Here is a 12744-nt window from a genome sequence, read left to right as displayed (position 1 = left end):
TTCTCCGACTGCGTTTATTGAATGTCTAACAAACTTAGTTGGCAGAGAATTTTTCAAATAAGAAGCTAGCAGGTTTAACGCCTTCAGCATCTAACCAACCGCGTACCGCTTCTACCATTGGTACTGGACCACATAAGTAGATGTCTACATCACCACCGTTAAGCCATTCGTTTTCGATATGACCTGTAACATAACCCTTACGCTCATGTGCAGATTCTGGGTTAGCGACTACAGTGCGATATTCGAACCAAGAGAATTTGTCTTGAAGTTCGTTTAATTTTTCAATTGCAACCAAGTCAAAATCATTGGTTACACCAAATACTAAACGTATTGGATGTTCTGAACCTTTTTCTTCAAGCACTTGCAGCATAGACATGAATGGTGCAATACCTGTACCGCCTGCTAACATCACTACTGGACGAGCAACGTTACGTAAGTAGAAGCTACCAAATGGACCGGTGAAGGTCATTTTGTCGCCCGCTTTGGCATTTTGGCTTAAGAATTCGCTCATTTTGCCGTTTGGTACGTTACGTACAACAAAGCTCGTTAAGCGGTTGCCTGGTTTAGAGCTGAATGAATAAGAACGGGTTTCTGTTGTACCAGGAATACCCACATTCACGTATTGACCTGCAAGGAAGTGAATGTCTGGTTGACCTTCATCTAACTGAATGTCAAAAGTAATGGTCGAGTCAGATAAGTTTTCTACACGAGCCAAAGTACCTTCAAATGCATGAATTTCAGTTTTACATACATCAGAAGTTGCTTGAATTTGGAATACTGCGTCAGAAGTTGGTTTACATTGGCATGCAAGAATGTAGCCTTGTTCAGCTTCTTCTGGTGTCAATGCATCTTCAATATAAGTTTCTTCAGGCATGTCATACGAACCTGATTCACAAAACGCACGGCACGTTCCACATGCACCGTCACGGCAGTCCAAAGGAATATTGATCTTTTGACGGTAAGCTGCGTCTGACAGTGTTTCACCATCTGTAACAGAAATAAAACGTGTAACGCCATCTTCAAATTGAAGTGCAACATTGTGGTTTGACATGGCTGAATATCCTATATAAATCTTTGAAACTAGACCTTTCAGCCAAGATTCCATCTGGCTGAAAGGTTTTTACCTTGCTGTAAATGAATACAGTCTTAGAGGTGGTAGATATCGATTACTTGGTTGATGTAATCGTTTTTCAGCACCACGTACTTGCTTAAAATTTGCGGTTTGTCGCCAGAAAAATCAATTTCATAGCGCGACATACCAAAGTAGCTGTAGTTAGTTTTGTAACGGAAACTTAAAGTGTTCCAGTTAAAACGTACAGTGACTTTATCGCCATCACGTTCAACAATTTCAATGTTGCTGATGTTGTGGCTTGTGCGTGTATCTGGCATGGTTGCAGATGAACGCTCAGTTTTGATACGGAACACACGGTCTTCTAAACCTTGACGGTCTGGATAGTAAATCAAAGAGATTTCAGACTGTGGATCTTGAGTTAAACGGTCATCGTCATCCCAAGCTGGCATCCAGAAAGAAGCAGTAGGAGCGTAGCACTGTAACCACTCATCCCATTGCTCATCATCTAAGAAGCGAGCTTCTTGATAAAGGAATTGAGCAATATTTTCTAAAGTAATCGCGCTCATGCGTTTTCTCCTTCAGTAGATGCAGCAATTTCTTTTTCAGTCGCAATACCTTTTTTGATTAGATCTAACCAATGTTGGTGCTGAGAAAGATATAAACCTTCGTCTTCAGTTTTAATACCTGAAAGTTTTGGTTTTAAACCGATTTCGTTTGCAGCATCGTCTGGACCTTGGATCCAATGCTTAGAACCACGGCACATATCGTTCCACTCAAGTGCGATACCTGCGTAGCCAACTTGACATGCACGGAATTCTTCAAGATCGTCTGGTGTAGCCATACCTGATGCGTTAAAGAAGTCTTCGTACTGACGAATACGGCGTGCGCGTGCTTCTGGCTCTTCACCTACAGGTGCGATACAGTAAATCGTCACTTCAGTCTTATCGACAGAAAGAGGACGTAACACACGAATTTGTGAACCGAACTGATCCATGAAGTACACGTTTGGATAGATACACAAGTTACGTGAACGTTCGATCATCCATTTCGCCATTGCTTCACCGTATTGCTCGGTGTATTCATCTTTCTTGGCAAAGTTAGGACGGTCTTCTGGGTTAGCCCATTGAGTCCAAAGCAGCATGTGACCATTTTCAAAGCCGTAAGAACCACCGCCTTGTTTGCCCCATGAACCTGCGCTCATTGCACGGATGTTATCGCCAGCTTCTTTTTCTTTACGTTGCTGAGTTGTTGCAGCGTAGTTCCAGTGTACTGCAGACACGTGGTAACCATCGGCACCGTTTTCAGCAGTTAACTTCCAGTTACCTTCATAGGTGTAAGTCGAAGAACCACGTAAAACTTCAAGACCTTGTTGAGATTGACCCACAATCATGTCAATGATTTTAGTCGCTTCGCCTAGGTATTCTTCTAAAGAAGGAACATCTGGGTTTAAGCTACCAAACAAGAAACCTTTATAGCTTTCAAAGCGGGCAACTTTTTTCAAGTCGTGTGAACCGTCTTTGTTAAAGCAATCTGAATAACCTGCATCTGCTGGGTCTTTTACTTTTAACAACTTACCAGAGTTGTTGAAAGTCCAACCGTGGAATGGGCAAGTATAAGTTGCTTTGTTACCACGCTTGTAACGACATAATTGTGCACCACGGTGTGAACACGAGTTGATCATGGCATTCAATTCGCCATTGCGGTTACGCGCAATGATGATTGGCTGACGACCAATGTAAGTGGTGTAGTAGTCATTGTTGTTTGGAATTTGGCTTTCATGTGCCAAATAAACCCAGTTGCCTTCAAAAATGTATTTCATTTCTAGGTCAAACAGGGCTTGGTCTGTGAATACTGAACGGTGTAATTTAAATTCACCAGATTCAAAATCATCAACCAATAATTCGTCAATACGGTCTAAGTGGCTAGTATTGATAACAGGAATACGAGGCATGTCCTTTCTCCGACTTTCCAAGGAGGGCAGTCATCGGGATGAATCTAATGATTGCATCCCGATTCCATTCAAATTATGCGCTTGCGCGGCGACGTTCAACTTCAGTAGAAGGAGCGCCTTCTTTATCTTTCTGAAGAACAACGTTGAATTGGATGTATTTGAAAGGACCTTTCAAACCACGACGTGCGATTTCAGCTTCGTCAGTTACGTCTACAGCTTCAGCAACTAGACCTTCACGAGTACCGAATGCGAAGTCGTCCCAAAGGTATTTATCACCTTCGATGTTGAACTGAGTCGTAAGCTTACGGTAGCCAGGTGCAGAGATGAAGTAGTGCACGTGTGCTGGACGTTGACCGTGACGAGAGATTTGGTTCAATACACCTTGAAGTGGACCTTCAGGGTTTAAGCCATAACCTACAGGCATAGTTGTTTGAGCAACATATTGACCTTTTTCATCAGCTAAGATTGAGCGACGTAGGTTGAAGTGGCTTTGTGACTTATCAAAGAATGAATAGTTACCGTGGCTGTTTGCATGCCATACTTCAACTTTAGCACCAGGAATGATGTTGCCGTCAGTGTCAGTTACTGTACCGTCAATGATTAAAGTTGGGATTTTGCCTTCTTCAGAACCATCGTCCATACGAGCAAAACCAGTAGATTCAGGCGCACCAGCAACATACAATGGACCTTCAATTGTACGTGGCGTACCACCAGTTAAACCTGCTTTCGCATCAGCTTCGTCAGCACGTAAGTCTAGGAAGTGCTCAAGACCTACTGCAGAACCCATTAATGCAAATTCATCAGCTTTTGCGATGTCAATAATAGTTTCGATACCTTTCCAAACTTCTGATTGGCTTAAGTCTAAGTCTTCAATCGCTTGGAATAAGTCTGTAACTAAACGAACAAGTACTTGTTGTACGCGTGCATTTACTGGACCTTCAGAAGTGTCCACGTTACAAGCTTTAACTACATTTTCAATGGTTTGACGATCCATTTTCATTCTCCTTGGAGGTGTGCTTCGGTGGCGAATATCTCTGGACTAAAACGAGATAATTGGCTGCCACTTTCCTTGTTTACTTGGTTTGCTAAATGTGTATTTTGGAGCTGGAGTAAGGTGCTTACTCCAGTTTCCGAGTTGAATCAGGTGTCATCTTCACGAATTGATGAAGGGTGGCGGTTCAATGCCATTACTTCAATATTCATGTAAGGGTAAAGCGGAAGACCTTGCAAAATGTTGTGAAGTTCTTCATTGCTCTCAACATCAAAAATACTGATGTTTGAATACTGGCCAGTAATACGCCAAATATGACGCCATTTACCTTGACGCTGTAATTCCTGTGAATAGGCTTTTTCAACGGCTTTGATTTCGTTGGCTGTTTCAGCTGGCATATCCAATGGAATGTTTACATCCATACGTACGTGGAAAAGCATGGGTTTCTCCTAATTACTGACGACGCAAGTTGTCAATTTTGTCTTCATCCAACTCAATGCCTAAACCCGCACCTGTTGGAAGGTGTAATTCAAAGTCTTGGTACTGAAGTGGAGTTTTTAAAATTTCTTCGGTCAGCAATAACGGACCAAATAATTCTGTGCCATACGCTAAATTTTGGAAGGTCGAGAACACATGCGCAGATGCAATCGTGCCGACAGGGCCTTCAAGCATTGTGCCGCCATATAGGTCGATACCTGCCAACTGTGCGATAGTTGCAACTTCACAACCTTCGATTAGGCCAGCAGATTGAGCAACTTTGACTGCAAATACAGATGCAGCATTACGTTTTGCCAATTGATAAGCACTTTGTGGGCCCATCAACGATTCATCTGCCATGATGGCAATATCAAATTTGCGTGTTAAACGCTCCATGGCATCAATGTTGTCAATTGCGCATGGTTGTTCAATTAAGTCGACACCGCCATCTTGTAAAAGCTGGATGCCTTTAATTGCTTCAAGTTCTGACCAAGCACGGTTTACGTCTACACGAATAGAAACGTCTTTACCCAATGCTTGTTTGATTGCCAATACGTGTTCTACATCTTGTTCTACTGGGCGTGAACCGATTTTGAGCTTGAACGTGTTGTGACGTTTAGCTGCAATCATTTTTTGTGCTTCAGCGATGTCTTTTTCTGTATCGCCAGATGCAAGTACCCATAACACAGGAACCGAGTTGCGTAGGCGACCACCTAAAATTTCACTTAAAGGTTGGTTTAAGCGCTGCGCTTGAATATCTAATAAAGCAGTTTGAATGGCACATTTCGCAAAACGGTTGCCATTGATATTCTTTTTAATGACCTGTAAAGTTTGTGCAACATTCAAGCCAGCTAAAGTTTTTAGCAATGGTGCGAAATATGTTTCGATATTAGTTTTTACGCTTTCTGGGCTTTCTTCACCATAGCCCAAGCCGCCAATCGTGGTTGCTTCGCCCCAGCCAACAAAACCATCTTCAGTGGTGATTTTGACTAATACAAGGGTTTGGGTTTGCATGGTTGCAACCGCCATCTTGTGTGGACGGATGGTTGGTATTTCCACCAGCAAAGTTTCTACTGACTTATACATGGTTTGCCCTTCATATCATTGCTTTATTACAGTTATGTGATATACCTTAAAAGAATAAATTGCATTGGTCGAAGATCAAATTTGCATTTTTTTATACTTAAAAGGTATTTTGAGCTATGGAACTCAGACATTTACGTTATTTTGTTGCTGTTGTAGAAGAGCAAAGTTTCACCAAGGCAGCAGAAAAACTCTTTATTGCTCAACCACCTTTGAGCAGACAGATCCAAAATTTAGAACAAGAGCTTGGAATTCAACTGTTTGAGCGTGGAAGTAGACCGCTTAAGACCACCGAAGCAGGCCAATTCTTTTACCAACATGCCGTTAAACTTTTGTCTAATGCGGAAGAAATCAAGTCGATGACAAAACGAGTCGGTATTGCTGATCGTACTGTTACTATAGGCTTCGTTGGTTCTTTATTGTTCGGATTATTGTCAAGAATTGTATATTTGTTTAAACAGCAGCATCCGCATTTAAAAATAGAAATGGTGGAAATGACCACCAATGACCAAATTCAGGCACTGAAAGAAGGGCGTATAGATGTTGGGTTTGGACGTTTAAGAATTTCTGATCCTGCAGTAAAACGTATCTTATTACGTGAAGAACGCTTGATGGTTGCAGTGCATTCTAGCCACCCATTTTCGGCACAAAAAGAAGGTGTATATTTGGCGGATGTTGTTGATCAACAACTATTTTTATATCCAAACCACAATAAACCAAACTTCTCTACCCAAATTCGTGGCGTGTTTTCTGAGTATGGTTTAGAGCCTCGAAAAATTCGTGAAGTGCGTGAATTACAATTAGCATTGGGTTTTGTCGCTGCAGGTGAGGGCGTGTGTATCGTGCCAGAAAGCGCACAAAATATTCATTTGGCACATTTGCACTTTATACCTTTATTAGATGACTCGGCTGTAAGTCCTGTATTTATGGCAATTCGTAATATGGATGAAAGTGAAGACATTCGATCTTTGTTTGACTGTATTTATCAAGTTTATGATTTAGAAGCAGTCACTTATGATCGTAATGTATTCTAGTAAAACGATATAAAACAAATATTTATAATAATATTTCTTATATAAAAGCACAGATATTTTTAAAAAAATACTGTTATGTGAATTGCCTGAAAAATCTTTTTTAAGCATCACATCACAGTATTTTTTTCGCCTTATTATTTTTATCTATATTAAAATCAATATATTACAAAACTATAGACTTTTTAGGTATGTATCCATGCCTATTCAGTTTTGGACAAATTTTAACTTATTATTCATTGTGTGCATCTGAGTTGGAGTAACGGACTTCACAATTAGGAGGTGAAGCAAGATGCAAAGCAATAAAATTAATATTAATACCTTGATTGACGACGCCAAGTTCACGCCATTCCATTGGGGCGTATTGTTTTGGTGTTTGATGATCATTATTTTTGACGGTTACGATTTGGTCATTTATGGGGTTGCATTACCATTACTTATGCAAGAGTGGGCGCTCAGTGCGGTACAAGCAGGTTTACTGGCCAGTACGGCATTGTTTGGCATGATGTTTGGTGCCATGACCTTCGGTACGTTATCGGACAAGTTGGGTCGTAAAAAAACCATTATGATCTGTGTGGCTATTTTTAGTGGCTTTACCTTCCTTGGCGCATTTGCGACTAACCCTGTTGAATTTGGTATTTTACGTTTCCTTGCAGGCTTAGGTATTGGCGGTGTAATGCCAAACGTAGTGGCATTAATGACTGAATATGCGCCAAAGCGTATTCGCAGTACTTTAGTTGCACTTATGTTCAGTGGTTATGCCATTGGCGGTATGACATCAGCATTATTGGGCGCATGGTTAGTGCCGCAATTTGGCTGGAAAATCATGTTCTACATCGCGATTATTCCATTGGTAGCTTTGCCACTGATTTGGAAATTCTTGCCTGAGTCACTCATGTATTTGACCAACAAGAAAGAATTAGAGCAAACCCGTAACATCGTACAAAAGATTTCACCTACACAACAATTGAATGGTGACACTGAATTCGTATTGAACGAAGTGATCAAAGGTGACGAAGCTCCTGTAAAAGCATTGTTCCAACAAGGTCGTACTTTCAGTACCTTCATGTTCTGGGTTGCATTCTTCATGTGCCTATTGATGGTATATGCATTGGGCAGCTGGTTACCAAAATTGATGATCCAAGCAGGTTACTCACTTGGTGCAAGTATGATCTTCCTATTCGCACTGAATATTGGTGGCATGATTGGCGCAATTGGTGGTGGTGCATTGGCTGACCGCTTCCATATCAAAAAAGTACTCACCATTATGTTTATCTGTGGTGCAGCAGCATTAATTCTGCTTGGCTTTAACAGTCCACAAATTGTGTTGTACACCTTAATTGCAGTTGCTGGGGCAGCAACCATTGGTTCACAAATCTTACTTTATACTTTCGTCGCACAATATTACCCATCTACTGTACGTTCTACAGGTATGGGCTGGGCATCAGGTATTGGTCGCATCGGTGCAATCGTTGGGCCAGTACTCACAGGTGCACTATTAACCATGAATTTACCGCACCAAATGAACTTCTTTGCTATTGCGATTCCAGGTGTAATTGCTGCCTTAGCAATCTTCATGGTGAATTTAAAAACGTCTGTAGAAGCTAAAGCCGCTGCGGAGCCTACTGTAGAAAGCAATCCAGTCGCACAAAAAGCAACCCAATAATTTCTTTACCTTTCCATTAATCTACAGTCATCAATGATATAGATCGCCATCGTAAGAGATGGTGATCTGTTGCTAGAATTTGATGGCACAATAACAAGCGAGTTTAGGATGAACGCGAAAATATTAACCCAATCTACACATTTTCAATCTACAACGGTTCGACCAACAATGCAGCGTACGCTCATGATGAGCATGATTGCATTGAGCATGGGCGGTATGAGTGTTGCAGCACAAGCGCAAACTCAACAGCAAAAAGAAATTGAACAACTTAGACAAGAAGTTCAGGCTTTACGTGGTTTGATTGAGCAGCAAAAAGTACAAAATGCACAAACTGCAACAGCAATTGCCAATGTGCAACGTACTGCAGCAGCGCCAGTTGCTAATCCTGTGTTAAAAACTGCCAAAGGTGCCGAATTTAATCTATATGGTAATGTGCGTTTAGATGCTTCTTATCAGGTAGAAGGTGGCGCTAAAGATATGCCGTATAACCAAATTAACGGTGTACCACTTGAAGGCAATAAAGAACAAAGTGATCGTTTAAGATCAACACTTTCTGCAACCCGTTTAGGTTTAGATTTTAAAAGCCCTGTGGGTGAACAAGACGTAAAAGGTAAACTTGAAGTTGACTTCTTAGGTGGAGCAAACCTTGATAACTTACGTATTCGCCATGCTTATTTGAACTATGGGAATTGGTTGATTGGTCAAACTTGGTCAAACTTTGCAATTCCAGACTATATGCCAGAAACCATTGATGCTTTGGCGTATGTTGGTGGTGCGGTGAAACGTACACCACAAGTACGCTATACAACAAAGTTTAGCCCACAAACCAATTTGGTGGTTGCAGCTGAAGACCCTAAAGACAGTTCAATCAGCCAGCGTTTACCTGCATTAACTGCGCGTTTAAATCATCAATTTGCAGATAATTTAAATGTCAGCGTACGTGCGATGGGACATGAAAAACGTGTCAATTCTGATGAAGAAATGGCATGGGGTGTCGGTGTAGGTGCTAAATACGATGTTGTACCGGGCACGACTTTAAAAGCCGATTATTACCATGTAAAAGGTGATAGCAGCTTTGTATCATTTACCAACAAAGGTGTTGCTGTTACTAACCTTGATGACAAAGGTGCGATTACTGCAACGAGTGCTATCGCAGCGCAAAGTGAATTCGATTCAATTATGGTCGGTATTACACAAAAGTTTGGTGACAAAGTGCATGGCACTTTGGGTTATGGTTATATGAGTTTTGACAAAGACCCTAACTACATTGCAGCAACGAAAGACACAACCACGATTAACAAAGACTTATGGCAAGCTTGGGCAAACGTATTCTATAGCCCACGTAAACCGTTAAGCTTTGGTTTAGAATATGTTTATGGTGAGCGTGAAGCATTTGGTGAAGCAGCAAATGGCAGCAAAACAGGTGAAGATAACCGAATCAATGCAGTCGCAATTTATAACTTCTAAAATTGTACTGTAAACCACAAAAGAGCTGAGCCAAAAACTCAGCTCTTTTTTTATTGTCGGGTGATCGGCTTGGCAATTAGGCATGAGTATATTGCGTGATGTGCTGTTGTATCACCTCAGACAAAACATCCAATGCAGCAGCAATATCACTGTTCCAAGCAAAAGAGCAGTTTAAACGAATAAAGTTCTGGCTGACCTGTTCAGAACGGAATAACTGACTTGGCGCAATGCCAATCTTATTTTGAATCAATTGCTGATAAATCGTATAGCCATCTATATATGCAGGCAGTTCAATCCATAAAAAGTAACCACTAGAATAGTAGTGAATTTTACAAGCTGGGTTTAAGCGCTGTTTCAATTGCTGATAAAACACTTTTTTATGTTTTTCCAATTGTTTGCGTAATTGACGCAAATGTTTTTCATAATGATGATGCGAAAGAAAATCCACCAAAGTATTTTGCAGTAAGGGACTTGCAGAAACCGTGCTCATGAGTTGCAAATGCTGAATAGCATTGGAAAATTGACCTGCATAAACCCAACCGACCCGCACAGCAGAACCCAAAGTTTTAGAAAAAGAAGCGCAATGCAGTACGCGTTGTTGTCGGTCAAAATACTTCATGGGCAGTGGTTTTTGCGTACCGTAATACAATTCTTGATAGACATCATCTTCAATTAAATACACTTGATATTCTTCAAGCAAACTCGCAATACGTTGCTTAATTTCATCTCTGACACTAAAGCCAATAGGGTTATGAATATTCAACATCAACCAGCAGACTTTAATTGGGTATTGTTTTAAGGCTTGTTCAAATGAGTCTAAATCGAAACCTGAAACAGGGTGTTCTGGAATGGTAATCACCTGTAAACCAAGACGTTCAGCCGCTTGCCATGCACCATAAAAAATAGTTTCTTGTAATAGAATAAAATCTCCAGGTTTGGTCAAAGCTTGTAATGACAAATTGAGCGCATCTAATGCGCCAGATGTAATGACAATGTCATTTGCATGGGTGGGTATGCCTTGTAAACAGTAGCGATTTGCAATTATGGTTCTTAATTCATAATTGCCCGGTGGCATGTGGTCGTGGCTAAAATAACTGCTTTTTCGCTTGGCGTGCTGCGCTAAAATTTGCATTAACTTTGGGTTAAACAGTAATTCTGCATTGGGAAAGGCAGAGCCTAAAGGACTGACATCTGCAGACTGAATTGATTTTAAATAGCCAAAGACCAAAGAGTTCATTTGAATATGTGCATTTAAACTCAAACTGCTTGGTACAGGTCGTTCAGTTTGATTGAGACGTTCTGCGACATAAAACCCCGACTTTTGTTTAGCGTAAACCAATCCCTGAGCTTCAAGTTCTTGATAAGCGTTTAGCACGGTCATTAAGCTATAACCACTGATTTGTGATTGTTCTCTTAACGAAGGTAACTTGCTATGTGCTTTCCATGCACCATTTTCAATGAGTTGCCGAATGTTCAACGCCAATTGTTCAGATTTATACATGGTATGACTCAAGCATTTTTTGCAGCTGTTACTTATTTTGATCTATTTTTAGGTTTAAAACATTAAATAATTTCTGTTTTTATAACAGATTGGCATGTATCTAAAATCAACTGTTATAGTTTTTAATGAATATTTTGTATCTACAGCAATGCTTTAGAATTTTACATAATCTGTATATCCCCATAATCTGGCTAGATTGGAGTCGATATGCAAGAAGATAACTCACGCAAACCACAGAAATATGCCGATAGCAGTATTTCAGACAAAGCATTTAAGCACATGATTATTTGGTTTACCGTGTATGTAGCTTTATTTTGTATCGGCGTGGCTGTTGTGGTGAATTTAGATAAGTTCTAAACAGTTTTTGAATAACAGCACACCTATAATCGCTTCAAGATATGAAAAACATTCATTTGAATTTTAATGAATGTTTTTTTTTGTTTATAAAAGAGATCGTAAGCGCATAACTCAAAAGCAATAAAGATCGCAAAAATAACGGAATAGGCGTAAATTATAACTTTATCAGTAAAGCATTTGTGGTTGCAATGATTTCGAGTTGGGTGCTCTTTACCTTAATGGCTGCATTTATGCAGGCATGGCGCAATGCCTTTCAAAAACAACTCAGCACAAGTGTAGATGTTTATGGCGTGACTTTGGCACGTTTTATTTTTGCCTTGCCTTTTGCATTGGCGTATTTAAGCATTTTACAATGGCAGCAGCCTGTTCAAGCCAAACTACATTTTAGTTCGGTGTTTTGGCTGTATATCATTATTGCAGCAGTGTGTCAGATTTTAGCCACGGCTTTAATGGTAAAACTGTTTCAACAAAAAAATTACGCAGTAGGTGTCGGGCTTGCCAAAAGTGAAGCAGTTTTAGCCGCAATTGTAGGCGTGATTTTCTTACAAGAACATTTAAGTGCATTGGCTTGGTTCGGCGTTGCGATAGGCGGTATTGCGGTATTTCTACTCAGTAAAGGCAATCAACGCAGTGATTTTTCATTCACGACTTTAGCCATTGGAATCGGTAGTGGACTCAGCTTCGCGGTGACTTCTTTATTGGTGCGTGAAGCCAGTCTAGAACTCGATTTCTTACCGTTTATTCACCGTGCTGCATGGGTTTTGGTGTGGGTCATTGGCTTACAATGTTTTATCTTATTGGCTTTTTTAGGTATATTTAAACGACATACCTTATATGCCATGTGGCAGCGGGTTGGATTAACTTTTAAAGTGAGCGTCTGCAGTTTTTTAGCATCACTGGGCTGGTTTAGTGCCATGAGTATGCAAACTGTGGCGATTGTGAAAACACTCGGACAAATTGAAATATTATTCAGCTTACTTATTTCAGCGTATTTCTTTAAAGAAAAACTTGCCCGTACCGATCATTGGGGATTGGGATTGGTCGTGCTTGCAGCAATGTTGGTCATTTGGGCATAGTGTTATATTTCACAGCTATGTAGTTTCAAACTTATGTCAAATCCGTTGACTTCATTTGAGCATCTCAGAAAT

General features: G+C 40.5%; 12 protein-coding genes. 5 read left to right on the top strand and 7 right to left on the bottom strand.

Features of this window, described 5'->3' with window-relative positions; all coding sequences use genetic code 11:
- Window positions 1–34: 34 nt before the first annotated feature.
- From benC to VF675_RS10255, 6 genes are all read right to left on the bottom strand, one after another.
- Window positions 35–1051 (bottom strand): benzoate 1,2-dioxygenase electron transfer component BenC, encoded by a 1017-nt coding sequence (benC, locus tag VF675_RS10280; RefSeq protein WP_180009199.1) that lies wholly within the window; start codon window positions 1049–1051, stop codon window positions 35–37.
- A gap of 95 nt (window positions 1052–1146) precedes the next feature.
- Window positions 1147–1638: a benzoate 1,2-dioxygenase small subunit gene (gene benB / locus VF675_RS10275; RefSeq protein WP_096901612.1), complete on the bottom strand. Its 492-nt coding sequence runs from the start codon at window positions 1636–1638 to the stop codon at window positions 1147–1149.
- Complete coding sequence (benA, locus tag VF675_RS10270; protein WP_179991575.1) at window positions 1635–3023, bottom strand: benzoate 1,2-dioxygenase large subunit; 1389 nt, start codon at window positions 3021–3023, stop codon at window positions 1635–1637. The genes benB and benA overlap by 4 nt, the downstream gene beginning before the upstream one ends.
- Window positions 3024–3096: 73 nt before the next feature.
- Window positions 3097–4017 (bottom strand): catechol 1,2-dioxygenase, encoded by a 921-nt coding sequence (gene catA, locus VF675_RS10265; protein WP_131261935.1) that lies wholly within the window; start codon window positions 4015–4017, stop codon window positions 3097–3099.
- A gap of 146 nt (window positions 4018–4163) precedes the next feature.
- Complete coding sequence (gene catC, locus VF675_RS10260; protein WP_096901615.1) at window positions 4164–4454, bottom strand: muconolactone Delta-isomerase; 291 nt, start codon at window positions 4452–4454, stop codon at window positions 4164–4166.
- 13 nt (window positions 4455–4467) lie between these two features.
- Window positions 4468–5577, bottom strand: a complete 1110-nt coding sequence (locus VF675_RS10255) for a muconate/chloromuconate family cycloisomerase (RefSeq protein WP_104851981.1) — start codon at window positions 5575–5577, stop codon at window positions 4468–4470.
- A gap of 116 nt (window positions 5578–5693) precedes the next feature.
- On the opposite strand from VF675_RS10255, the gene VF675_RS10250 reads away from it, so the two are divergent.
- The 3 genes from VF675_RS10250 to VF675_RS10240 all read left to right on the top strand — a co-directional run bounded on the left by VF675_RS10250 (window position 5694) and on the right by VF675_RS10240 (window position 9738).
- On the top strand, window positions 5694–6608 hold the full coding sequence (locus VF675_RS10250; RefSeq protein WP_325781080.1) for a LysR family transcriptional regulator: 915 nt from the start codon (window positions 5694–5696) through the stop codon (window positions 6606–6608).
- 289 nt (window positions 6609–6897) lie between these two features.
- Entirely contained in the window at window positions 6898–8271 is a 1374-nt protein-coding gene (locus VF675_RS10245; protein ID WP_440205179.1) for an MFS transporter, read from the top strand.
- Between the two features lie 108 nt (window positions 8272–8379).
- A complete protein-coding gene (locus VF675_RS10240; RefSeq protein WP_440205178.1) occupies window positions 8380–9738 on the top strand; it encodes a DcaP family trimeric outer membrane transporter in 1359 nt (452 codons plus the stop codon).
- A gap of 76 nt (window positions 9739–9814) precedes the next feature.
- Here the strand turns inward: VF675_RS10240 and VF675_RS10235 are convergent, their stop codons facing one another.
- Complete coding sequence (locus VF675_RS10235; RefSeq protein WP_440205177.1) at window positions 9815–11239, bottom strand: PLP-dependent aminotransferase family protein; 1425 nt, start codon at window positions 11237–11239, stop codon at window positions 9815–9817.
- A gap of 207 nt (window positions 11240–11446) precedes the next feature.
- On the opposite strand from VF675_RS10235, the gene VF675_RS10230 reads away from it, so the two are divergent.
- Window positions 11447–11596 carry a hypothetical protein gene (locus VF675_RS10230; RefSeq protein ID WP_004973540.1) on the top strand — a complete coding sequence of 50 codons (150 nt, stop codon included), beginning with the start codon at window positions 11447–11449 and terminating at the stop codon, window positions 11594–11596.
- A 188-nt stretch (window positions 11597–11784) separates the two neighbouring features.
- Window positions 11785–12672: a DMT family transporter gene (locus tag VF675_RS10225; RefSeq protein WP_096901623.1), complete on the top strand. Its 888-nt coding sequence runs from the start codon at window positions 11785–11787 to the stop codon at window positions 12670–12672.
- Window positions 12673–12744: the final 72 nt, after the last annotated feature.

This window comes from Acinetobacter sp. Lyrl_1 (assembly GCF_051948795.1).
GTDB lineage: Bacteria > Pseudomonadota > Gammaproteobacteria > Pseudomonadales > Moraxellaceae > Acinetobacter > Acinetobacter towneri.
The sequence above is the reverse complement of the archived record's forward strand: the minus strand, read 5'-3'. Positions and strand labels throughout refer to the sequence as shown.